The organism is Pseudoprimorskyibacter insulae, from assembly GCF_900302505.1.
Taxonomy (GTDB): Bacteria; Pseudomonadota; Alphaproteobacteria; order Rhodobacterales; family Rhodobacteraceae; genus Pseudoprimorskyibacter; species Pseudoprimorskyibacter insulae.
In genome coordinates, this window is record NZ_OMOJ01000001.1 from 882,833 (window position 1) to 905,965 (window position 23,133).

The 23,133-nt window shown below is 61.3% G+C and carries 24 protein-coding genes; 15 read left to right on the forward strand and 9 right to left on the reverse strand.

Annotation, left to right across the window (positions count from 1 at the left end; genetic code table 11):
* Window positions 1-57: 57 nt before the first annotated feature.
* Window positions 58-966, forward strand: coding sequence for a YghX family hydrolase (gene yghX, locus PRI8871_RS04450; RefSeq protein WP_219929004.1), 909 nt, complete (start codon window positions 58-60; stop codon window positions 964-966).
* A gap of 39 nt (window positions 967-1,005) precedes the next feature.
* Here yghX and PRI8871_RS04455 read toward each other — a convergent pair whose 3' ends face one another.
* Window positions 1,006-1,965 carry an NADPH:quinone oxidoreductase family protein gene (locus tag PRI8871_RS04455; protein ID WP_108884957.1) on the reverse strand — a complete coding sequence of 320 codons (960 nt, stop codon included), beginning with the start codon at window positions 1,963-1,965 and terminating at the stop codon, window positions 1,006-1,008.
* Window positions 1,966-2,253: 288 nt separating this feature from the next.
* Here PRI8871_RS04455 and PRI8871_RS04460 point away from each other — a divergent pair, with 288 nt between their 5' ends.
* The 3 genes from PRI8871_RS04460 (at window position 2,254) to PRI8871_RS04470 (ending at window position 4,817) form a co-directional block, all read left to right on the forward strand.
* A complete protein-coding gene (locus PRI8871_RS04460) occupies window positions 2,254-2,628 on the forward strand; it encodes a helix-turn-helix domain-containing protein (RefSeq protein ID WP_108884958.1) in 375 nt (124 codons plus the stop codon).
* A gap of 86 nt (window positions 2,629-2,714) precedes the next feature.
* Window positions 2,715-3,479, forward strand: coding sequence for an inositol monophosphatase family protein (locus tag PRI8871_RS04465; protein WP_108885203.1), 765 nt, complete (start codon window positions 2,715-2,717; stop codon window positions 3,477-3,479).
* A 3-nt stretch (window positions 3,480-3,482) separates the two neighbouring features.
* Window positions 3,483-4,817 (forward strand): 8-oxoguanine deaminase, encoded by a 1,335-nt coding sequence (locus PRI8871_RS04470; RefSeq protein WP_108884959.1) that lies wholly within the window; start codon window positions 3,483-3,485, stop codon window positions 4,815-4,817.
* A gap of 208 nt (window positions 4,818-5,025) precedes the next feature.
* On the opposite strand, the gene guaD is transcribed toward PRI8871_RS04470, so the two are convergent.
* Window positions 5,026-6,324, reverse strand: a complete 1,299-nt coding sequence (gene guaD, locus PRI8871_RS04475; RefSeq protein ID WP_108884960.1) for a guanine deaminase — start codon at window positions 6,322-6,324, stop codon at window positions 5,026-5,028.
* A gap of 129 nt (window positions 6,325-6,453) precedes the next feature.
* Between guaD and mgtE the strand changes: the two genes are divergently transcribed.
* The gene (gene mgtE / locus PRI8871_RS04480; RefSeq protein ID WP_108885204.1) at window positions 6,454-7,845 is read left to right on the forward strand and encodes a magnesium transporter; all 1,392 of its coding nucleotides are present in this window, start codon (window positions 6,454-6,456) and stop codon (window positions 7,843-7,845) included.
* On the forward strand, window positions 7,842-8,399 hold the full coding sequence (locus PRI8871_RS04485; protein ID WP_108884961.1) for a 5-formyltetrahydrofolate cyclo-ligase: 558 nt from the start codon (window positions 7,842-7,844) through the stop codon (window positions 8,397-8,399). The genes mgtE and PRI8871_RS04485 overlap by 4 nt, the downstream gene beginning before the upstream one ends.
* 147 nt (window positions 8,400-8,546) lie before the next feature.
* On the opposite strand, the gene PRI8871_RS19415 is transcribed toward PRI8871_RS04485, so the two are convergent.
* On the reverse strand, window positions 8,547-8,765 hold the full coding sequence (locus tag PRI8871_RS19415) for a hypothetical protein (protein WP_146188652.1): 219 nt from the start codon (window positions 8,763-8,765) through the stop codon (window positions 8,547-8,549).
* A gap of 191 nt (window positions 8,766-8,956) precedes the next feature.
* On the opposite strand from PRI8871_RS19415, the gene PRI8871_RS04490 reads away from it, so the two are divergent.
* Together PRI8871_RS04490 and PRI8871_RS04495 are read left to right on the forward strand one after the other, a co-directional pair.
* Window positions 8,957-9,769 (forward strand): TIGR00282 family metallophosphoesterase, encoded by an 813-nt coding sequence (locus PRI8871_RS04490; protein WP_108884962.1) that lies wholly within the window; start codon window positions 8,957-8,959, stop codon window positions 9,767-9,769.
* Between the two features lie 123 nt (window positions 9,770-9,892).
* Window positions 9,893-11,677: an SLC13 family permease gene (locus tag PRI8871_RS04495; protein WP_108884963.1), complete on the forward strand. Its 1,785-nt coding sequence runs from the start codon at window positions 9,893-9,895 to the stop codon at window positions 11,675-11,677.
* A 369-nt stretch (window positions 11,678-12,046) separates the two neighbouring features.
* On the opposite strand, the gene PRI8871_RS04505 is transcribed toward PRI8871_RS04495, so the two are convergent.
* Window positions 12,047-12,781, reverse strand: a complete 735-nt coding sequence (locus tag PRI8871_RS04505; RefSeq protein ID WP_108884965.1) for a glutamine amidotransferase — start codon at window positions 12,779-12,781, stop codon at window positions 12,047-12,049.
* 111 nt (window positions 12,782-12,892) lie between these two features.
* Here PRI8871_RS04505 and PRI8871_RS04510 point away from each other — a divergent pair, with 111 nt between their 5' ends.
* Window positions 12,893-13,633 carry a YebC/PmpR family DNA-binding transcriptional regulator gene (locus PRI8871_RS04510; protein WP_108884966.1) on the forward strand — a complete coding sequence of 247 codons (741 nt, stop codon included), beginning with the start codon at window positions 12,893-12,895 and terminating at the stop codon, window positions 13,631-13,633.
* Window positions 13,634-13,789: 156 nt separating this feature from the next.
* On the opposite strand, the gene PRI8871_RS04515 is transcribed toward PRI8871_RS04510, so the two are convergent.
* Window positions 13,790-14,671 (reverse strand): LysR family transcriptional regulator ArgP, encoded by an 882-nt coding sequence (locus PRI8871_RS04515; RefSeq protein ID WP_108885205.1) that lies wholly within the window; start codon window positions 14,669-14,671, stop codon window positions 13,790-13,792.
* Between the two features lie 120 nt (window positions 14,672-14,791).
* Between PRI8871_RS04515 and PRI8871_RS04520 the strand changes: the two genes are divergently transcribed.
* From PRI8871_RS04520 to PRI8871_RS04540, 5 genes are all read left to right on the forward strand, one after another.
* On the forward strand, window positions 14,792-15,394 hold the full coding sequence (locus PRI8871_RS04520; RefSeq protein WP_108884967.1) for a LysE/ArgO family amino acid transporter: 603 nt from the start codon (window positions 14,792-14,794) through the stop codon (window positions 15,392-15,394).
* A gap of 60 nt (window positions 15,395-15,454) precedes the next feature.
* Window positions 15,455-16,357, forward strand: a complete 903-nt coding sequence (locus PRI8871_RS04525) for a DMT family transporter (protein ID WP_245897764.1) — start codon at window positions 15,455-15,457, stop codon at window positions 16,355-16,357.
* A 104-nt stretch (window positions 16,358-16,461) separates the two neighbouring features.
* Entirely contained in the window at window positions 16,462-16,659 is a 198-nt protein-coding gene (locus PRI8871_RS04530; protein ID WP_108884968.1) for a hypothetical protein, read from the forward strand.
* A 177-nt stretch (window positions 16,660-16,836) separates the two neighbouring features.
* Window positions 16,837-17,448 (forward strand): thermonuclease family protein, encoded by a 612-nt coding sequence (locus tag PRI8871_RS04535; RefSeq protein ID WP_306418437.1) that lies wholly within the window; start codon window positions 16,837-16,839, stop codon window positions 17,446-17,448.
* Between the two features lie 96 nt (window positions 17,449-17,544).
* Window positions 17,545-17,787, forward strand: a complete 243-nt coding sequence (locus PRI8871_RS04540; RefSeq protein ID WP_108885207.1) for an HP1242/YdcH family protein — start codon at window positions 17,545-17,547, stop codon at window positions 17,785-17,787.
* Between the two features lie 33 nt (window positions 17,788-17,820).
* On the opposite strand, the gene PRI8871_RS04545 is transcribed toward PRI8871_RS04540, so the two are convergent.
* The 4 genes from PRI8871_RS04545 to PRI8871_RS04560 form a co-directional block, all read right to left on the reverse strand.
* Window positions 17,821-18,378, reverse strand: a complete 558-nt coding sequence (locus tag PRI8871_RS04545; protein WP_108884970.1) for a hypothetical protein — start codon at window positions 18,376-18,378, stop codon at window positions 17,821-17,823.
* Window positions 18,375-18,602, reverse strand: a complete 228-nt coding sequence (locus PRI8871_RS04550) for a hypothetical protein (RefSeq protein WP_108884971.1) — start codon at window positions 18,600-18,602, stop codon at window positions 18,375-18,377. Before PRI8871_RS04550 ends, PRI8871_RS04545 begins: the two co-directional genes overlap by 4 nt.
* Window positions 18,603-18,670: 68 nt before the next feature.
* Complete coding sequence (locus tag PRI8871_RS04555) at window positions 18,671-20,068, reverse strand: helix-turn-helix domain-containing protein (RefSeq protein WP_108884972.1); 1,398 nt, start codon at window positions 20,066-20,068, stop codon at window positions 18,671-18,673.
* A 40-nt stretch (window positions 20,069-20,108) separates the two neighbouring features.
* Complete coding sequence (locus PRI8871_RS04560) at window positions 20,109-21,338, reverse strand: multidrug effflux MFS transporter (protein WP_108884973.1); 1,230 nt, start codon at window positions 21,336-21,338, stop codon at window positions 20,109-20,111.
* Window positions 21,339-21,533: 195 nt separating this feature from the next.
* Here PRI8871_RS04560 and PRI8871_RS04565 point away from each other — a divergent pair, with 195 nt between their 5' ends.
* Window positions 21,534-23,066, forward strand: coding sequence for an acyl-CoA carboxylase subunit beta (locus PRI8871_RS04565; RefSeq protein ID WP_108884974.1), 1,533 nt, complete (start codon window positions 21,534-21,536; stop codon window positions 23,064-23,066).
* Window positions 23,067-23,133: the final 67 nt, after the last annotated feature.

Below are 23,133 nucleotides of genomic sequence, written 5' to 3' on the forward strand. Positions count from 1 at the left end.
GTCGGGGGGCAGATGCAAGGCCCCCCGCGCGATCAAGGAGGCTATCGCATGAATGATATGACACCGAAGCGGCGTATGACCGCGAAAGACTTCGATCAAGAACTTCTCGACCTTTATGACTTTTACGCCCACGGCAAAATCACCAAGCGCGAATTCCTCGACAAGGCGGGCAAATTCGCCGTTGGTGGCGTGACGGCTTTGGCGCTTTTGAACATGCTGTCGCCGGATTACGCCTTGGCCCAGCAGGTCAGCTTTACCGACCCGGACATTCTGCCCGAATATGTGACCTACCCGTCGCCCAATGGCCATGGCGAGGTGCGTGCCTATCGTGTGGTGCCTGCGGGCGCGGATGTGAACACCACGCCCGCCGTTCTGGTGGTGCACGAAAACCGTGGTCTGAACCCCTATATCGAAGACGTGGCGCGGCGCGTGGCCAAGGCGGGTTTTGTCGCGCTGGCCCCCGATGGTCTGACCTCGGTCGGCGGCTATCCGGGCAATGACGCCGAAGGGCGCGATCTTCAGCGCACCGTGGATGGTGCCAAGCTGATGAACGACTTCTTTGCCGGGTTCGAACATCTGTCCAAGGGCGCGGGCGATGCGCTTGGTGCACGTAAGACAGGCTGTGTGGGCTTTTGCTATGGCGGGGGCGTGTGCAACGCGCTGGCCGTGGCTTACCCTGAGCTGAACGCCTCGGTGCCGTTCTATGGCCGTCAGGCCGCTGCTGCGGATGTGCCGCAGATCCAAGCGCCGCTGCTGCTGCAATATGCCGAGTTGGATGAGCGGATCAACGAAGGTTGGCCCGCCTATGAGGCCGCGCTGAAAGAACATGGCAAGACCCACACCGCCCATATCTATCCGGGCGTGAACCACGGGTTCCACAACGATTCGACCCCCCGCTATGACGAGGCGGCGGCGAAACTGGCGTGGGATCGGACCATCGCGTTCTTCAAGGAACATCTGGCCTGAGGATTGGGTGCCCCGGCCTTGGCGGTCGGGGCAACCCGTTTAGATGGTGATAACCACTTTGCCGGTGGATTTGCGGCTGCGCAGCGCCTCTAGCCCTTCGCCCGCGCGGTCTAGCGGGAAGGTGTGGCTGACATGCGGTTTCAGGTCGCCCGCGCTGTACCACTGGAACAGCTGGTTCATCGAATTGGTTATGACCTCGGGCTTGAACGACAGATAGCCACCCCAATAAAGGCCGATCACCGTGATGTTCTTAACCAACAAATGGTTCGATTTGATCTGCGGGACGTCCCCGCTGGCAAAGCCGATGGGGATGACGCGGGCCTCGGGCTTACAGGCGCGGAAGGCGGCCTTGAACAGATCGCCGCCCACCGGATCATACACCACATCAGCCCCGCCAAGGGCCAGCACCGCCTCGCGCAGATCATCGGTGTCGCTGTCGATCAGATGGTCGGCCCCGGCCGCCTTGGCCACTGCCAGCTTATCCGCCCCGCGCGCGCAGGCGATGACGGTTGCGCCCATCAGCTTACCGATTTCCACAGCCGTCAGACCAACCCCGCCAGCCGCGCCCAGAACCAACAGCGTCTCGCCCGGTTGCAGACGGGCGCGATAGTCCAGCGCCACATGGCTGGTGCCATAAGCAACTTGAAATGCAGCCGCATCGACCGCGCTCATGCCGTCGGGCAAGCGCACGGCCCGATCCGCAGGATAGCAGCCATATTCCGCCAAACCGCCGGAACCACCGAACACCGCCACGCGGTCGCCCGGTTTGAAGCCCGTAACCTCGGGGCCGACCTCGTCAATCGTTCCGGCCACTTCCATCCCCAGCGTGAAGGGCACAGGGGGTGTATCCTGATACGTTCCCTCCATCATCAGCAGATCTGCGAAGTTCAAACCGCAGGCTTCTATCCGCAGACGAATCTCGTTGACGCTGACGTAAGGTAAGTCGGCTATCTTCATTTCGGGTGCGCTATCGAAAGTCGTCACCTGATATGCCCGCATGATACTCCTCCTGGTTGCCTGCGGCCACAATCAGCCCCATTTTCATTCAAAGTCAACGTATTAGCGTTAACGGGCGATACTGGATTGTCCGTTTCAAGAAAATGTCATAAAAAACCCCGTCAGAGGCGAGTAGCCTTCAGGTAACGCACGTCGCAGAAGCCAAGCATATTGCTTTCTGCATGCAAGTAATGGTAGATGGTACTAGCTGCAGGGGTGCGCAGCCGGGGTATAGCGGACGGCGTTGGCTTACGGGCCAAGGCCAGGGAAACTGTAAAAGGATAATAGGATATGACGCACCCTGTAGACGTGCATGTCGGGAAGCGCATCCGCCACCGTCGTTGGCTGGTTGGGATGACACAACAACAGCTGGCCGAACATGTCGGAATCAAATTCCAGCAAATTCAAAAGTATGAAACTGGCGCCAACCGCGTAAGCGCGTCCCGCCTTTGGGACATTGCCGACGCGCTTGAAGTTCCGGTCAGCTTCTTCTTTGAAGGTCTGGAAGCGTCGAAATCGGGCGAGGAAACCGCTGCCGAAGCGATCCCTGCCGATCTCATGGGTGACAAGGAAGCACTGGATCTGATCCGGTCTTACTACGCGATCCCCGAACATCAGCGCCGCCGCCTGTTTGAATTGGCGCGCGTTCTGTCCGACGTCGCTTGAGGCAACGGCCCCACTGCGGTAGCACATGCCAACCGCAGAATGAGGGCGCCATGACACTCACGGACGATACAAAGCGCAGTCTAATCATGACTGCCGAAAAAATGGCCGACGCTGCACGCGCGGCCATTTTGCCATTTTTTCGCAGCACTGGTCTGGATACGGACAACAAACTGGCCGGCGGCTTTGACCCGGTGACCGAAGCCGACCGCGCCGCCGAACGCGCGATGCGCGCCGTTCTGGCCGAACACCGCCCCGATGATGCGATCCTTGGCGAAGAATACGGGCGCAGTGATGGATCAACCGGGCTGACATGGGTGCTTGACCCGATCGACGGCACGCGTGGGTTCATCAGCGGCACCCCGACATGGGGTATTCTGATTGCCGTGGGCGGCGATGATGGTCCCGCCTTTGGCATTGTCGACCAGCCCTATATTGGCGAGCGGTTCATCGGCGGGTTTGGGCTTGCTGAACTGCGCGGCCCCCATGGAACCCGTCCCCTGCGCACTCGGTCTTCCGGCAAGATGGACGACGCGATCCTGTTCACCACCTTCCCCGAGGTTGGCACGCCCGAAGATGCCGAAGCCTTTCGCCGGGTCGCGGCCAAGGCCAAGCTGACGCGCTACGGAATGGACTGCTACGCCTATGCTCTGCTGGCGTCGGGGCAGGTGGATCTGGTGATCGAATCCGGTCTGAACGCCTATGACATCCAAGGCCCGATTGCCGTGATCGAAGCCGCTGGCGGCATAGTCACCGATTGGCAGGGCGGCCCCGCGCATCAAGGCGGGCGGGCGCTGGCGGCGGCCAACCCCGCTGTGCACGCCGCCGCCATGGCGCTTTTGAACGAAAGTTAACCCATGTCCGAAACCCTGATCCGCAACGCCCATACGATTCTGACGATGAACGACCACCGGGCCGAGCTTCGGGGCGCGGATATTTTGATCCGGGGCGGCGTGATTGCCGAAATCGGGCAGGGGCTGACCACCTCTGGCGCGGTGGTCGAGGCTGCGGGCTGTGTTGTAACGCCGGGCTTGGTAAACACCCATCACCACCTGTACCAAACCCTGACGCGGGCCGTGCCGGGCGGGCAGGATGCGCTGTTGTTTGGTTGGCTGAAAACGCTCTATCCGATCTGGGCACGCTTCACGCCCGAGATGATGCGGATATCCGCCCTGACCGGATTGGCCGAATTGGCCCTATCAGGCTGCACCATGACCTCGGACCATTTGTACCTTTATCCCAACGGCTCGCGGCTGGACGATACGATTGATGCGGCGCTGGAAATCGGCATGCGGTTTCATCCCACGCGCGGCGCGATGAGCATTGGCGAAAGCGCAGGCGGTTTGCCCCCCGACCATCTGGTCGAGCGGGAAGAGGCGATTCTGAACGACTGTATTCGGGTCATAGACGCCCATCACGACCCGCGCCCCGGTGCGATGATCCGTGTTGGCATCGCGCCTTGTTCGCCTTTTTCCGTCAGCCGAGAGCTGATGCGCGATGCAGCGATTTTGGCCCGTGATAAGGGCGTCATGCTGCATACTCATCTGGCTGAAAACGAAGAAGATATCACCTATAGCCTTGCGACCTTCGGCTGCCGGCCTGGCCAATATGCCGAGGATCTGGGCTGGACCGGAACGGATGTTTGGCATGCCCATTGCGTCAAGCTGGACGGGCGGGAAATTGACCTGTTTGCCCGTAGTAAAACCGGTGTTGCGCATTGTCCCTGTTCGAACTGCCGCCTTGGCAGCGGCATCGCGCCTGTGCGGGCCATGCGCGATGCGGGCGTGCCAGTGGGGCTGGGGGTCGATGGATCGGCCAGCAATGACGCGGGCAATCTGATGCTTGAGGCGCGCCAGACCATGTTGCTGCAACGGGTGGCCAATGGCGCGGATGCCATGAGCGCCCGCGAGGCACTGGAAATCGCCACGCGCGGCGGGGCTGAGGTGCTGGGCCGCGACGATTGCGGACAGATCGCGCTGGGCAAACGCGCCGATCTGGCGCTGTGGAACATCGCCGGTGTCGAAAGCGCCGGCAGCTGGGATCCCGCCGCCCTGCTGTTGGCCGGGCCGACCCGCGTGCAGCACTTATTCGTCGAGGGCCGCCAGATCGTGCGCGACGGGCAGGTGACGACGATTGACCTTGGCACAACGGTTGCGATGCAGAACCGCTTGGCGTTGAGGCTGGCGGGGTAAAGGGTGGTTCGGGATCGGATCGCTTGCGCGATCCGACAGGTTTGATTTTGGATCGGATTGCTTTCGCGATCCGACCGGTTTTATTTTTTGAATCGGATTGCTGGCGCAATCCGACCGGGGCGAGGGGGCTTTGCCCCCTCGCGCTCCCCCGAGTATTTATCAGAAAGGTGAAGACAGGTGATCGGCGCGGTCAGACGGGCGTGCGGCTTTAAGTGCCGATCTGTTTTTTGCCGCCTGCATAAACTGCCATGATGGCGCGGTCGTCGCCCATCATGATCGTAGGAAAGACCTGTTCCCAGATGTCCTTGGCGCGGGTGGCGCGTTGGGCGATTGCCGGGGTGGAAGCCAGATCGAGGATGCAAAGGTCGGCCTCATACCCCGGTGCGATCCGGCCGATTTTATTCGAGGCATGAAGCACTTGCGCCGATCCGGCGGTGGCCAGCCAGAGCAGCTGCGCCGGGTGCAGCGGCGTGCCGCGCAGCTGGCCGATCTCATAGGCGGCGGCCATGGTGCGCAGCATCGAGAAGGACGACCCGCCGCCGGTATCGGTGGCAAGGCCAATGGGTTGACCCGCCGCCATCAGCCCGGCCATGTCAAAGAGGCCGGACCCGATGAAAGTGTTGGAGGTCGGGCAATGCACCAGCCCGGCACCGATCTCACGAAGGCGGTCCTTTTCGCGCGCCTCTAGGTGGATGGCGTGGCCATAGAGCCCGCGTGCACCTAACAGGCCGTGGGTTTCGTAGGTATCAAGATAATCGCGGGCGTTTGGGAACAGCCCGCGCACCCAAGCGATTTCGTCGACCTGTTCGCTTAGGTGCGTTTGCATCAGGCAATCGGGGTGTTCCGCCCAAAGCGCCCCCAGCGCGTTCAACTGGTCAGGGGTTGAGGTCGGCGAGAACCGGGGCGTGATGACATATTCCAGCCGGTCCTGTCCGTGCCAACGCTCCAGCAGCGCCTTGCTGTCATCATAGGCCGATTGTGGGCTGTCGCGCAGCCCATCGGGCGCGTTGCGATCCATGCAGGTTTTGCCCGCATAGGCGCGTAGGCCCCGCGCGATCGCGGCGCTGAAAAAAGCATCAACGCTTTGCGGATGGATGGTGCAATAGCTGCAAACCGTGGTGGTGCCATTGGCCAGCGTCAGATCAAGGTAGCGGTCCGCCACGCCCTGGGCATAAGCGGCATCGCCAAAGCGCATTTCCTCGGGGAAGGTGTAGCTGTTCAGCCAGTCGATCAGCCGCTTGCCCCAGCTGGCAATGATCCCGGTCTGCGGATAATGCACATGGGCGTCAATGAAACCGGGAAGGATCAGCGCGTCGCCGTAATCGGTTGTTTTTGCTTGCGGGTTTTCCTTGCGCAACGCCTCTGCCGTGCCGGTGGCAACAATGCGCCCGCCGTCGATCAGCACCGCGCCGCGCCGTTCCACCGTCAGGGCTTCGGTTGCGGGGGCGTCAAATGGGTTGGCATGGGTCAGAAGGACTTGTCCTGTCAGCAGTTCCGGGTTTTGCATCGGGCGTTCCTTTGTCGCGTCGGGATCAGAGTAATTCTGCAATTGCGAAAGGTAAATTGGCGCAGTCCTCTGTTGCTTGGCAAATTCATCTTCTATTCTGATGCCGAACGACCAGACCAGGGTGGGCCCATGACGCAAACCGAACCGCAAATGATCGACGCCGGTGATGCCCCTGAAGACGGTTATGAGCTGAGCCGTCGCTTGGTCGCCGCGATTTTGTATGCGGTGGATGTGTCGGACCGGGAAAAGCTGGTCGATCTGATGGAGCCGCTGCACGCGGCCGACATCGCCGACCTTCTGGAACAGATCAACGCCTATGACCGGATGCGTCTGATCCGGCTCTATGACAAGGAATTCGACGGCGAGATCCTGTCCGAACTGGACGAGTCCATCCGCGAGGATGTGATCGGCATCCTGAAGCCCGAAGTTCTGGCCGACGCCGTTCGGGAATTGGATTCGGACGATGTGGTCGACCTGCTGGAAGATCTGGACGACAGCCAGCACGAGGCCATTCTGGACGCGCTGGAAGACAGCGACCGGGTCGCCGTCGAACAATCGCTGAACTTCCCTGAATATTCGGCGGGCCGCTTGATGCAGCGCGAGGTGGTCATGGCCCCCGACCACTGGAATGTGGGCGAGGCGATTGACCATCTGCGCAGTTCCGAAGACTTGCCCGAACATTTCTACCACGTCGTGCTGGTCGATCCGCGCCTGCGGCCAGTGGGCAATGTCACGCTGGGCAAGCTGATGCGGTCGCGGCGGGATGTGGCGCTGAAGTCGATCACCGAAGAGATGTTCCACATCATCCCCGCCACCCGCGACGAAGGCGATGTGGCCTATGCGTTCAACCAGTATCACCTGATCTCGGCCCCGGTGGTCGATGAAAACGATCGGCTGGTCGGGGTGATCACCATCGACGACGCGATGGCGGTTTTGGACGAAGAACACGAAGAGGACATCATGCGCCTTGCTGGTGTGGGCGAAGGCTCGCTGTCTGACCGGGTGATCGAAACCACGCGCCAGCGGTTCCCGTGGCTGGCGGTCAACCTTGTGACGGCGGTTCTGGCTTCGTTGGTGATTGCGCAATTCGAAGCGGCCATCACGCAGGTCGTGGCGCTGGCGGTTCTGATGCCGATTGTGGCGTCGATGGGCGGCAATGCAGGCACGCAATCGCTGACGGTGGCGGTGCGGTCGCTGGCCACCAAGGACTTGACCGGGTCGAACGTCTGGAGGGTTATCCGACGCGAGGTGCTGGTTGGGCTGGTCAACGGGCTGGCCTTTGCCGTGGTGATGTCGATCATCGGGGTCTTATGGTTCGGCTCGATGCAGCTTGGCTATGTGATCGGGGCTGCGATGGTCATCAACTTGGTCGTCGCGGGACTGGCCGGAACGGCCATTCCGGTGCTGCTGGAAAAGGTCGGCGTTGATCCGGCGCTGGCCTCGGGGGCCTTTGTAACCACGGTGACGGATGTGGTTGGGTTCTTTGCCTTTTTGGGGCTGGCCGTCGTGGTGCTGCTATGACGCTGGATGCCAAAGCCGCCGCCCGCAAATCCGCCTTTGCCGCCCGCAAGGCCGCGCATGAGACCGCAGGGCCGGGCCGCGCGGCCAAGCTGAGCGAATTTCTGGCAGGCTATCGCGGGGTGCCCTTGGCAGGCTACATGCCCATTCGGACCGAGATTAGCCCGCTGCCCGCCATGGCCGAGGCCGCAGCCTATGGCCCTGTCGGCGTTCCGGTGATCGAGGCTGCGGCCACGCCGCTGCGCTTTGCCCGGTGGGAGCCGGACGCGCCCGTGGTCGCCGGGGCGTTCGGCGCGCAGATCCCCGCGACGCTTGAATGGATCCGCCCTGAGATCGTCATCGTGCCGTTGGTCGCCTTCGCCAAGGATGGTCACCGGCTGGGATACGGCGGGGGGTTTTATGACCGCACGTTGGAATTGCTGCGCCAATCAGGCCCGGTTTTGGCTGTCGGCTTTGCCTATGCCGCGCAAGAGGCGCAGGCCCTGCCGATTGAGCCCACCGATCAACCGCTGGACCTGATCATTACCGAAACCGCCATTCTATCGCCCAACACGTAATGCGGGCGCCGGGCTGGGTCATGACTTGCTGAACCGGGGCGCGCTGGCCCCCCAATACCATGCCCGAAATCTCAGGTCTGCAAGACTGGATGCGCGATCCCACGGGACAGCGGTTTCTGCGGGAGAGCAGGGTTTCCCCGAATATTTCTACCCGCCCGTTCTTCCGTTGATGATGTTGATCGTCGCTCTGGACGCCAGCGTCTTTCGCGAATGGTCGATTGAGAAGCCGGGGCGGCGCTGGCTGAGGCTGACGCTATACCTGATGGCGTCTGCCACGACACGATGTGACCAGCGGGCGATGCCCGGATGAGAGGTCGCGGCGCGGCTGGTCCTGTGCAAAGCGCCCGCCGTCATGACGATGGACATTGTCGCCGCCTTGGCGCTGATCGCGGGCCATTGGTTGGGGGGGGCAAACGGTCAAGCGGTGCGTCCGTGGCGTGAAATGCGCCGCTGGACATAGCAGTCAACCCGATCACGCGCCGGCATGGGGGCACGGGTTGACGCGGCGTGCCTTTTGCCTCTTGGCGAAGGCTTTGGTTCCGGGGTAGGTCACTTGCATGAAGATACTCTTTCTTGGGGATGTGGTGGGCCGCGCCGGGCGCGATGCCATCACCGAACGTTTGCCCGCCCTGCGCGAGGCATGGAAGCTCGATTTCGTTGTGGTCAACGGCGAGAACGCCTCAAACGGCGCTGGCCTGACTGCGGATCATGCCAAGGGGCTGCTGGCCGCAGGGGCCGATTGCATCACGCTTGGCGATCACGCGTTCGACCAGCGCGAAATGCTGACATTCATCGAATCCGAACCGCGCATCTTGCGCCCGCTGAACTATGCCAAAGGCGCACCGGGCCACGGGTGCCGGTTGTTCTCGGACGCGAGGGGCCGCAAGATCTTGGTCGCGCAGGTGCTGGGGCAGGTGTTCATGAAACGCGCCTTTGACGATCCGTTCTCAGCCGTGGACGAGGTGCTGCGCCGTCACCCCTTGGGCGGGCAGGCGCAGGCGATCCTGCTGGATGTGCATTGCGAGGCCACGTCCGAAAAGATGGGCATGGGCCATTTCTGCGATGGCCGTGCCAGCGTTGTGGTCGGCACGCATACCCATGTGCCGACGGGCGATGCGCAAATCCTGCCGGGCGGCACTGCGCTGCTGTCTGATGCAGGGATGTGCGGCGACTATAATTCGGTGATCGGCATGGACAAGGCTGAACCCATGCGCCGTTTCATCACCGGCATGTCCAAAGGCCGGTTCCAACCCGCCTTGGGCGAGGCAACCCTGAGCGGGGTCTATGTCGAAACGGACGACCGCACCGGCAAGGCGACCCGTGTCTGCATGGTTCGGCAAGGCGGGCGGTTGGAGCAATCGGGGCCGTAGGCGCGGGCACAACCCTTGCAACGAAATGGCGAGCCGCTGATTTGCCGCACTTGTACCAATCTATGCGCCCCGGCAAACTGACGGGTGCATATCGCCCTTAGTCTTGATAGGCAAAGACCTTAGATGTTGACACAGTTTCTGGAAATTGGCCCAACCGGCCACGCGCTTCTGGCTTTGACCATTGTGATCGGCATGTTCGTCATGTTCCTGCGCGAAACCTACCCGACCGAGGTCGTGGCCATGGGCGGGGTCGCGGTTCTGTTGGCCTCGGGCACGTTGCCCTATGATGACGCGCTGCGGGTGCTGTCCAATCCCGCGCCCTGGACCATTGCCGCGATGTTCATCGTGATGGGGGCCTTGGTGCGGACCGGGGCCTTGGACGCCTTTACCCAATTGGCGGATCGCAAGGCCAAAAGCAGCCCCAGACTGGCGATCTTTCTATTGATGAGCTTTGTCGTCATCGCCTCGGCCATCGTGTCAAACACGCCAGTGGTCGTCGTCATGATCCCGGTCTTTGTGCAATTGGCCCGGACGATGGATATATCGGCATCCAAGCTTTTGATTCCACTCAGCTATGGCGCAATCTTGGGCGGTACGCTGACCCTGATCGGCACCTCGACCAACCTGCTGGTGGACGGTGTTGCCCGCGCCAACGGGATGGAGGCGTTCTCGATCTTCGAAGTCACACCGCTGGCGGCCATTCTGGTGGTCTTCGGCATGGCGTATCTCTATTTCCTTGGGCCGGTGCTGCTGCCTGAGCGGGACAGCATGGCGAACCTTCTGTCTGACCGGTCGCGGATGAAGTTCTTCACCGAGGCCGTCATTCCCCCCGAAAGCAACCTTGTTGGCCGCGATGTTCTGAGCGTTCAGCTGTTCAAACGCGAAGGCGTGCGCCTGATCGACGTGATCCGCGGCGATGCCTCGCTGCGCCGCAACCTCAATGATGTGACGCTGCAAGTGGGCGACCGCGTCGTGCTGCGCACCCAGATCACCGAACTTCTGAGCCTTCAGCGCAACAAATCGCTCAAACGGCTCGATCAGGTGGGCGCGGTCGAAACCACCACCGTCGAAGTGCTGATCACTCCGGGTTGCAAGATGATTGGCCGCGCACTTGGCTCGCTGCGTCTGCGTCGCCGGTTCGGTGTTTATGTTCTGGCGGTGCACCGCCGGAACCAGAATATCGGTCGCCAATTGGACGATCTGGTTGTTCGGGTCGGCGATACGCTGCTGCTGGAAGGCGCGCAGGCCGACATCCAACGACTGGCGCAGGAAATGGACATGGTCGACGTCTCGACCCCCTCGGCCCGCGCCTTCCGTCGCAGCCACGCCCCCATTGCTATCGGTGCGCTGCTTGGCGTGGTGGCACTGGCGGCGTTCGGGCTGGCCCCGATCCTGCTGCTGTCTGTGCTGGCGGTGGCCATCGTGCTGCTGACCCGCTGCATTGATGCCGATGAGGCCTTCAGCTTTATCGAAGGCCGCCTCCTGGCGCTGATCTTTTCCATGCTGGCCATCGGGGCCGCGCTTCAAGCCTCGGGGGCAGTCGGCCTGATCGTCTCGGCCGTGGCGCCCGTCTTTACCCACCTGCCTGCGCCTTTGATCATTTGGGCGATCTACCTGCTGACATCCATCCTGACAGAGCTTGTGTCGAACAATGCGGTCGCCGTGGTCATGACCCCGATCGCGATCGGGCTGGCCCAAGCCTTGGGGATCGACCCGCGCCCGTTGGTCATCGCGGTGATGATCTCGGCCTCGGCCAGTTTCGCGACGCCCATCGGGTATCAGACCAACACGCTGGTCTACGGTCCTGGCGGCTATCGGTTCAGCGACTTCATGAAGGTGGGCATTCCGTTGAACCTGGCGATGGGCGTCCTGACAGCGCTGTTGGTGCCGGTGTTCTGGTCATTCTAAGCCTAGTCAAAAGGCCGAATTGCGTGGCAATTCGTCAGGTTTGATGGGGTTCGAATTGCTTGCGCAATCCGACATGTTTGATTTTGGATCGGATCGCTTGCGCGATCCGACCGGGGCGAGGGGGCTTTGCCCCCTCGCGCTCCCCCGCGTATTTGCCAAAGAGAAGAAGAACAGGACCGGTGCGGTGATAAATGTGGGCCGCATTGGTGGCGGGCGGAACAGTTTATTCGCACGTAAATGCGGGTTCGCCGGGGTCGAGCCGAGCTGTCCCCTGCTTCTTCTCTTTGATAAATACCGCCGGGGGTGAATTGGCCCAAAGGGTCAAGAGGGGGCAGCGCCCCCTTCCTGCGTTCGCCAAATAAGGCGGCCTTAGCCGTAGCGTTTAACGAAGTTCTTCAGGATCGCAGCCGGCCATTCAACATCGCTGGCGCGGCACATGGCGATCAGCGCATCTGCGTCCTCGGGCGGGAAATAGCCTTTGTTCTTGTAGATCCGAATTCGGGTCTCAAACCCGCTGGCATCTGCCTCGGGGTGGAATTGGGTGGCATAGATGTTGGTCTTGTGCCGGACCATCTGGAACGGGCAGGCATCGCCTGCCAACAGCTGCACCGAATGCTTTGGCAATTCCTGCAAGGCCTCTTTATGGCCGACGAAGGCGTTGAACACCTCGGGCAGACCGTTCAGCAAGGCATCCTGTGCACCATCATCCGTCACGCGGCAAGGCACCGCGCCCACACCTTCACCATAGCGCCGTTTGCTGACCTCGGCCCCCAAATGCGCCCCCAGAATCCCAATCCCATAGCAACAGCCCAAGAACGGCACGTCCTGATCGGTGATCCGCGGCATGAGCGATAGGATCTGCCGCTCAATTCGCGCCTCAACAGGGTCTTTGGTCGCCGGATCATCGCTTACACAGCCGGGGCCACCGCCAACGATCACGCCCGAATAGGCCGCTGGATCCAGCCCCTCGGGCAGATCTTCGCAATCCAGCCGGATGCGATGCACCTGATCGGGCTGAAACCCGCCCTTGGCCAGAAATGCGGCGTATTCGTCATCCGAAGCCTCGGCCTCGGGGCGCAATTGCAGGATCAAAAAACGTGTCATGCCTTTCGATTACCGCGCAGACGCACAATCGCCAAGCCCCGCTCTTGCCCAAACCGCGCCCGATGCCATATAGACAGCCCAATTCAGACAACCTGACAGACAGGGGCAACCATGGCCGGCCATAGTAAATGGGCAAACATCCAGCATCGCAAAGGCCGTCAGGACGCGGTCCGCGCGAAGCTGTTCTCGAAACTCTCCAAAGAAATCACCATCGCCGCCAAGATGGGCGATCCCGATCCCGACAAGAACCCGCGCCTGCGCCTCGCGGTGAAGGAAGCCAAGTCCAACTCGATGCCGAAGGACAACATCGAGCGCGCGATCAAGAAATCGGTGCAGGGCGAAGGCGACGAATACGAAGAAATCCGCTACGAAGGCTACGGCCCCAATGGCGTGGCCGTGATCGTCGAAGCGATGACCGACAACCGCAACCGCACCGCCTCGAACGTGCGCTCGACCTTCTCGAAGAACGGCGGCAACCTTGGCGAAACCGGCTCGGTCGGGTTCATGTTCGAACGCAAGGGCGAAGTGACCTACTCCGCCGATGCGGGCGATGCCGACACCATCATGATGGCTGCTCTGGAAGCGGGCGCTGAGGATGTCGAATCCTCGGATGAAGGTCACACGATTTACTGCGCCGATACCGATCTGAACGAAGTCTCCAGCGCGCTGGAAGCCGAGCTGGGCGAATCGGACTCGACCAAGCTGATCTGGAAGCCGACCACCACGACAGAACTGGATCTGGACGGCATGCAAAAGCTGATGAAGCTGATCGACGCCCTGGAAGATGACGATGACGTGCAGCGCGTCACCGCCAACTTCGAAGCCTCCGATGAGGTCATGGCGCAGCTCTGATCGCCGATCATTCGGAACAATGGCCGCCCCACCCGTGGGCGGCCATTAACATTTCAGCCCCACGCCGCAAGCCACGCACCGCCCCCACAGTATTTTCTGACCAAAAATATCCCGGGGGAGGCGCGCAGCGCCGGGGGCAGAGCCCCCGAGTCCCCCTCACAAACCGCGCAACCGCAGCCGCGCCTGGGCCCGGATCGCGCGGGTCAGTGGCTCCAACGCCGGGGCCAAAAGGCGCGACACCTGCCAGTGCAGCGGCGTGCCCATCCGTGCGGCCTCGCCACCGATCGCCACCAAAGCGCCGCTCTTGATCAATGGCTCCACCAGCTCCGCCGGGTTCAGGCCCCAGCCAAGCCCGTGCAGGGCGGCTTCGACAAATCCGGTCGTTGACGGGATCCGGTGAATGGGCGTCGCGGGCGAGGCTTCGCAAAACTGCGCCATCCATTCGTGCTGCAAGCGGTCCTTTTGGTTGAAGACCAACATCGGGGCCTGCGCCAAAGCCTGCGCTGTCACCCCGTCCGGGAACCATCGCGCGGCAAAGCCGGGGCTGGCGGTGGCCACATACATCAGCGCGCCGAGCGGATAGCAATCGCAACCCTGCACCGGCGTCGAACGGGCGGTCACGGCGGCCGACACCGCCCCTTCGCGCAGCCATGTGTCGGAATGGGCTTGGTCGTCGACCTCAAGGTCAAACAGCATCCCATCGGTGCGGGCCAAGGCCGCAGGGAACCATGTGGCTAGACTGTCGGCATTCAAGGCAATTCGAATGGGGCGTGCTTCGGGGCGGTGGCCCAGTTCGCGGGCCAGATGTGCCTCTAGCTGAGCAACCTGATCGGCGTGGCGGGTAACATGGCGTCCGGCCTCGGTGGCGGTGCAAGGCGATCCGCGCAATATCAACGGCGCGCCGACACGGTCTTCTAACGCTTTGATCCGCTGCGAAATCGCGGGCGACGTCACATTGAGCGCACGGGCGGCGGCCTCAAAACTGCCAAAGCGCAGGATCGCACTCAGGGCGGCCAACTGGTCCGGGTCCAGTCGCATGGGAAGGGCGGGCAGGGGCATGCGGCCTCAGATAAGAAATGCTTATCCATAATAATATAGTTGAATTTGCGTGATGCAACACAGATCGATATGTCGGGCCAACCACTGATAGGAGCGTCTATGTTCACCCTACTGTCCGGCTTTGCCTTATCCGTGTCGCTGATCATGGCGATTGGTGCGCAAAATGCCTTCGTGTTGCGCCAAGGTCTGCGCCAAGAACATGTCTTTGCGGTCTGCGCCCTGTGCGCATTTAGCGATGCGGTGCTGATTACGGCGGGTGTGACCGGCATGGGGGCCATGGTGGCGCGGCTGACGTGGCTGGAAATGACCGTGCGCTGGGGCGGGGCGGCGTTTTTGCTCTGGTACGGGGCGCGAAACTTCTGGTCCGCCTGGACGGGCGGTGCGGCGCTCAAGGCCGCAGCGGGCGAAACACGCCCCTTGCTGCCGACCTTGCTGACGGCCTTGGCGCTGACTTGGCTGAACCCGCATGTCTATCTGGATACGGTGCTGCTGCTTGGCTCGATCTCGGCCCGGTATGACAATACGCTGGCTTTCGGGATCGGTGCGGCGCTGGGATCTGCGGTGTTCTTCTTTTCGCTGGGATATGGCGCTCGGGTTCTGGCACCACTGTTTGCGCGGCCCAAGGCTTGGCAGGTTCTGGACGTGTTGATCGGCATTACAATGTGGGCAATCGCTGCGTCCTTGGTTCTAGAACGCGGCTAGCCCTTGCCTTTCCCGGCCCGCGCGGTAGGTGTGTTGCACTGACAACTCCCGGAGATTTCCATGCCGACACAGACACCGCAAAACCCGCTGGTGGGCATGGCGTGGATGGTGGTCACCGGGCTGTGCTTTGTCGGCATGACAGCATTCGTCAAATTGCTTGGCAGTCGTATCCCGGCGGGCGAGGCGGCCTTTCTGCGCTACCTGATCGGATTGGTGTTCCTTATTCCGATGTGGCGCGACCTTGCGGCGATGCGCCTGACGCGCCGCCAATGGGGGCTGGCGGCGGGCCGCGGAGCGGTGCACACGCTGGGCGTTGTGCTGTGGTTTTATGCGATGACACGCCTGCCCATGGCCGAGGTCACGGCGATGAACTATATGACGCCGGTCTATGTGTCGCTTCTGGCGGTGGTCTTCCTTGGTGAACGTTTGGCAATCCGGCGCATTCTGGCGATGCTGGCGGCGCTGATCGGGGTGCTGATCATCCTGCGGCCCGGTTTCCGGACCTTGGACGGGGGCCATTTTGCCATGCTTGGCACGGCTCTGTTTTTCTCGGTGTCCTACCTGTTGGCCAAGATCCAATCGGGCGAGCTTCCGGCCTCGATGGTGGTGGCGCTATTGTCGATCACGGTCTCGGTCGGCCTTGCGCCGATGGCGGTGATGGATTGGGTCGCGCCAAACCTTTGGGATCTGGTCTTGCTGGCCGGTATTGCCTGTTTCGCAACAGCGGGGCATTTCACCATGACCAAGGCTTTTGCCTCGGCCCCGGTGACGGTGACCCAGCCCATCACCTTCCTGCAACTGATCTGGTCGGTCGGGATTGGCGCGGTCTTCTTCCACGAGGCCATAGATTACTGGGTGATTCTGGGTGGTATCGTGATCCTGTCGGCGGCGACGTTCATCGCCTGGCGCGAGTCGGTGTTGAACCGCAAGATCATGCCGCCGATGAATGCCGCTAAATTTTAGGTCGCATTGTTTCGCTTTTCGCACAAATGCCATGATTGGCACCCAATTGAAGCCGCATTTCCTATCGAAACTATGTCTATGGCATTTTTCAAGGAGAGCAGGAAATGTTTGCCAACGATAATTTTACAAATGATTTCAACCAAGTCGCGGCCTTTTTGCAGGGCGAGCGGGCCAAGGCACTATCCGATACCGAATGGCGGTTCCGCGCGCGTGGATATGGCTACAACCTTCGCAGTACGCCCTTTGGCGTCGAAGTGGCCAAGCTGCCCCGTAATGAACTTCTGGGGCTGATGACCGCGTAAGACGGCACACCTATACCTACGCGGCGCGCTTCGGACAGGCACGACTGGCGCGGCGCTACGGGATTTACAGGCACACCTTTTGGGGTGTGCCTTTTTGCTTGAAACTTCCTGATGAGTGGCCAGATTAACCGCATGTTAAGACTCTGTTCCCTATTTATTCTGCTGTGCAGTGCCGCGATGGCTGATCCTTCGGGCCGGGTTGATGTTGTGGATGGCGACACGATCCATGTGGGTCAGGTTACCGTGCGCCTGCACGGCGTCGATGCGCCCGAACTGGCGCAGACCTGTGCGCGCGCCGATGGCACGGTTTGGCGCTGCGGCAGTTGGGCCGCGCAAGAGGCGGAGCGCCGGTTTGGCGGCAAATCCGCCACCTGCACCACGCGGGACGTGGATCGCTATGGCCGAATCGTCGCCACATGCCGCGTCGATGGGCAGGACATGGGGCAGGTGCTGGTGCAGAACGGAATCGCCTTTGCGTTTCGGCAATACTCGATGGCCTATGATCTGGATGAAAAAGGCGCGGCCATTGCCCGGCGTGGGCTGCATGCGCATGACGTCATGCCGCCCAGCCAATACCGCGCCCAGCAGCGCAACGCCGTGGCATCAACCGACGCGCCCGATGCGGCCTGTCCGATCAAGGGCAATATCTCGGGCAAGGGCAACCGGATCTATCACATGCCCGGCCAACGGGACTATGCCCGCACAAGCATTCGCACCGAAAACGGCGAACGTTGGTTCTGTTCTGAGGCTGATGCGCGGGCCGCCGGGTGGCGCCGCGCCATGCGCTGAAAAAAGCGCAGATCTGATGCAGGATTGACCTTAATCAAAGTCGCGATTCCGCGCCGCGCCTATTCTGACTTCAACACTCAAGAACAGGAGGCGCGCATGTCGCATACACCCCATGAACTGCACGAAGAATTTCCCGAACTGGCCGAAAAGATCAGCGATCTGAAGCAGGCAGATGCCCATTTCGCCCGTCTGGCCGAGGAATATCACGAGATCAACCGCCGCATCCACCGCGCCGAAACCAATGTTGAGCCGATAGAAGGCTTGGCCGAGGGCGAGCTGCGCAAGCAGCGCGGGGCGCTCAAGGATGAGATTTACCGGATGTTGACCACTCCGGCATAACGGTCTGGATGGCGCCCCAAGCGGGCGCCATTTTCATTCGTCAAACGGCGGCAGCTTGGCCTTGCGGCGCAGAATTTCGGTCTCAATCGGCAACTGCTTTGTCTCGTAGGTGATTTTCCACTTCTCATATTCGCGGTCCGACTGTTCCTTGGTCAGCCGCATCGATGCGCCCCACATACTGGCCGTCGCCGTGGACAACATCAGCGCGGCAACCGCCACGTAAACCAGCTTGGTCACCAGTTTCGGCATATCCTCGCGCTCGTCCGTCTGGGCCAGCATCCGCGACCAGCCATTGCCGTCCTCATGCGCCTCTTGCCGCAGGGTCCAGCCAAGATAGCCGGTGATCAGCGTGACCAGCGCGGGCACAATCGCCTGAACCGCAGGTTCGCGGCTAGAGCCAAGCAAGACACCGATCAGCGACCCGACCAGCGCGAATAGAAACCCGGTGGCCGCCATGGATTTGGTGCGGAACATCAGGCGCAGCACGATCCAGATGCAGCCCGCGATAATCAGGCTGGGCAGGGCGCCATTGAACAGCGCCACTGTGGCGTGATGCAGGAAAATGTCGAACTGTTTGGAAAATGCGGTCATTGCGCAGGCCGTGTGACAGAGTTCACAAGTTGGTCAATCTGCGCGGGCGTCAAGGTGCTCAGCTTTTCGCGCACGTAATCGGGAAAGGTCGGGTGCGTGTTGATGCCGATAATTTCGGGCATATCCGGGCAGCCGACCAAGTCTCCGGTCACTGGATCAATGTCGCAGGCCGCTGCCGGATGGGCCGCCGCAATCAACGCTGCCGCGATGATGAGGTATCGCATGGTGCCTCCTTCGTTGACGTATCGTCAGCGTGGGGCGATTCCGGCGTATCCGTCAACCCTTGGTTGCGTCAGTCCACCTGATACGGCAGAACCCCGCGATGGTTGGGGGCAATGGTCAGGCGGCGTTCCAGCGGCGGGACAGAGCGTTGATGGCAATTGGGCCGGTCGCAGATGCGGCAGGAAATGCCAATCGGCTCAAACGCGCTGTCGCGCGATACGTCAAGACCGTCGGCATAGACCAGCGCCGCCGCGTGGCGCACCTCACACCCCAGTGCAATGGCATAGCGGCGCACGGGCGCATCGAAATGCCCGCCGGGTTTTGAGACATCCCGTGCAAGGCTGATGTAGCGCACACCGTCCGGGGTTTCGGCCAATTGGCGCAGGAACCGGCCCGGCGTTTCAAACGCCCGGTGCACGTTCCACAGCGGGCAGGCTCCGCCGAAACGGGCAAATTGCAACCGCGTGGCCGAGTGGCGCTTGGTGATCGTTCCGGCCTGATCGACGCGGACAAAGAAGAACGGAATGCCCTTCGCGCCGGGCCGTTGCAGCGTGGATAGACGGTGGGCGACCTGCTCAATCGAGGTGCCGAACCGGCCCGCCAACAGCTCCAGATCGTGGCGCGTGTCCTGCGCGGTTTCCAGAAACGCGCGGTACGGCATGAGCGCGGCCCCGGCGAAATAATTGGCAAGGCCGATCTTGGCGATAGACCGTGCGGCATCCGACTGGAACCTCGCCAGATCAAGCGTCGCCTCAAGCAGCGCATCCTGATGCAGCAGCGCGACCTGTAGCATCATCTGAAAGGTTTGGGTTTCCGCGGGCACCAGTGACGACAGGGTCAGAATACGCGCATCGCTGTCGAAATGGCGCAGCACATCGGTCCGGGCAAGGCGCAGCGTAATACCAGAGCTTTCCAGAAACCGCGTCATGGCGCTGCGCGGATCGCCCCGGCCAAGCTGGGCGGCGAAATGTTCGGCGGCCCGGTCCACGGCGTCGATGTAGTTGTCACAATAGTGGAAAAAGTCGCGCACCTCTTCCCACGGGCTTGGCTGAAGCTGCGCCCCTTCGCGGCCAAGCGCCTCATCCAGCGAGGCAAGCCGTTCATGGGTTTGGCGGTAGGCGCGGTGCAGTTCCAGAAAGGCGCGGGCCAGGGCAGGGGCGTTGGACGCGGTCAGGCGCAAATCGGCCAAGGGCGGCGCACCATCGGCAAAGACCGGGTCGGCCAAGGCTTCGCGCATATCGGTGACAAGGCGTTCGGCGTCGGAATGGCCCAGTTCGGTTACGTCTTGGCCGAACTCTTGCGCGAGGGCCAGAACAACCGTGGTCGAGACCGGCCGGTTGTTGTTCTCCATCTGGTTCAGATAGGGCAGCGACACCCCCAGCTTGGCCGCAAAGTCCTTTTGCGTCAGGCCAAGACGGCTGCGGATTTCCCGAAGTTTCGCACCGGCATAGAGTTTCTGGACCGCCATTTTGCACCTTTGCATCACGAATGACGCAGTTTTGCAAAATTCAGTCGGCGGCGTCCAGCCCCCCAAGGCGCTTGCTGCGCACCATCACCATCAAGATTGCCAAGATCCCGCAGAGCGACGTGATCAGCATGATCCAGATCAGCGGCCAAGCCCCGGTACCGGGATGCAGCATCAAGCCAGCCAGCGCCGACAGGGCCGCGCCGCCGCCAATCATAATGGCGCCTGCAAGGCCAGAGGCGGTACCCGCCAGCTTGGGCCGCACCGATAGTGCGCCGGTGGTGGCATTCGGAATGGTCAGCCCGTTGCCAAGGCCAACGGTGGTCATCAGGCCAAAGAAGGCCAAGGCCGACCCGGCCCCCAGTGCGAAAATGCCTGCCAGAACAATAAGCCCGAGCGCCACCACCAAAGCTCCGATCAACACCATTCGGTCAATGCCGACGCGGGCCGAATACTTGCCCGATGCCCAATTGCCGAAGAAATATCCAACGGCGGGCGCGCCGAAATACAGCCCCAGTTCCGTCGGCGACAGACCAAAGACATCCGTGCCAATAAACGGCGCGCCGCCCATATAGGCAAAGAACGATCCAGACGACAGCGCCGCCGAAAGGGCATAGCCCCAGAACCGCGGCGAGGCCAAAAGCTCGGGGTACTCAAGAAACTGCTGCCGCAACGACAGGGAACTGCGCGATTTGGTTTCGCCCAGATCCTTCCAGACCAGCCCGATCAGAGCGATCCCAAGAACCAACAGCAGCACAAAGTTGGCCTTCCAGCCAAACGCGTCGCCCAACATGCCGCCGATCACCGGGCCGACCATAGGAACGACCGACATGCCCATGGTCACATAGCCGATCATCGAGGCGGCTTGGTTGGCCGGATAGATGTCGCGCACCACGGCCCGGCTTAGGACCATCGACGTTACAATCGCCGCCTGACACATGCGGAACAGCAAGAACACATAGGCGTTGGTCGAGAAAAGGCAGCCAATGGTGGCAAGGCAAAAGATCACCGCCCCCCACAGAATGACCGGCCTGCGCCCGAATTTATCCGACAGCGGCCCGATCAGGATTTGCAGCACCGCATTGACGCCAAGATACACCGCCACCGACAGCTGAAGCAGGCGGTAGGACGTGTCGAAATATTCCGTCATCGCGGGCAGCGACGGCAGGAAAATGTTCATGACCAGGGCTGAAAGCCCCGACATCATGATCAGTGTGACAATATGTGGCGGTGTGGTACGATCGAGAAATGCGATCTTCGGCGAGTTGGTCATGCGATAATGGGTACGACCTAGGTCGGTCTTGTCCAGTCAGTTTGCTGAAACATCACTGAAATTCATGAATTGGTGGTGTGGTTGCCACTTTGCATTTTGCAGCGATGGTGTTTTCCAAACTTTGCAAATTTGCGCAATTTCCCTTGAGGCACTCGGGCGGCACTGTATTGTCCGCGCAAAGGGAAGGGATAGCTCATGAAAGATATTCTCCAGGAACTCCACGATCGCCGCGAAGAAGCCCGCCTTGGGGGCGGTCAGCGCCGGATTGATGCTCAGCACGCCAAGGGCAAGCTGACGGCGCGTGAACGGATCGACCTGCTGCTCGACGAAGACTCGTTCGAAGAATTCGACATGTTCGTCACGCATCGCTGCACCGACTTCGGGATGGAACAGCAAAAGCCCAAAGGCGACGGCGTTGTCACCGGCTGGGGCACGATCAATGGCCGTATGGTCTATGTGTTCAGTCAGGATTTCACCGTCTTCGGCGGCTCGCTGTCGGAAACCCACGCCCAGAAGATCTGTAAGATCATGGATATGGCCATCCAGAACGGCGCACCTGTCATCGGCCTGAACGACTCGGGCGGTGCACGTATTCAGGAAGGTGTTGCCTCGCTGGCGGGATATGCAGATGTATTCCAGCGCAACATCATGGCCTCGGGTGTGGTGCCGCAGATTTCGGTGATCATGGGCCCCTGCGCCGGCGGCGCGGTCTATTCGCCCGCGATGACCGACTTCATCTTCATGGTGAAAGACAGCAGCTATATGTTCGTCACCGGCCCCGACGTTGTGAAGACCGTGACAAACGAGGTCGTCACCGCCGAGGAACTGGGCGGCGCAAGCACCCACACCAAGAAATCCAGCGTGGCCGATGGCGCGTTTGAAAACGACGTCGAAGCGCTGGCTGAAGTGCGCCGCTTGGTGGATTTCCTGCCGCTGAACAACCGCGAAAAGCCGCCCGTTCGCCCCTTCTTTGACGAACCGGGCCGGGTTGAGGCCAGCCTCGATACGCTGGTGCCGGAAAACCCGAACACCCCTTACGACATGAAGGAACTGATCCTGAAAGTCGCGGACGAAGGCGATTTCTACGAAATTCAGGAAGACTACGCCAAGAACATCATCACCGGCTTTATCCGCCTCGAAGGCCAGACGGTCGGCGTTGTGGCGAACCAGCCGATGGTTCTGGCGGGCTGCCTAGATATCGACAGCAGCCGCAAAGCCGCGCGTTTTGTCCGCTTCTGCGACTGTTTTGAGATCCCGATCCTGACCTTGGTCGACGTGCCGGGCTTCCTGCCCGGCACCAGCCAGGAATACGGCGGCGTCATCAAGCACGGCGCGAAACTGCTGTTCGCTTACGGCGAAGCCACCGTTCCCAAAGTCACGGTCATCACCCGCAAAGCCTATGGCGGCGCTTATGACGTTATGGCCTCCAAGCACCTGCGCGGCGATTTCAACTACGCCTGGCCGACGGCGGAAATCGCGGTAATGGGTGCCAAGGGCGCGACCGAGATCATCCACCGTGCCGATCTGGGCAATGCCGAAAAGCTGGCCCAGCACACCAAGGATTACGAAGACCGCTTCGCCAATCCCTTTGTCGCAGCCGAACGCGGCTTCATCGATGAAGTCATTCAGCCCAAGTCGACCCGCCGCCGTGTCAGCCGCGCCTTTGCCAGCCTGCGCAACAAGCGGTTGGAAAACCCGTGGAAGAAGCACGACAACATCCCGCTCTAAGCGGACCTGTCATTTTCTGACCAAAAATATCCCCGCCGGAGGCCCCGATTGGCCACCGGCGGTCCGC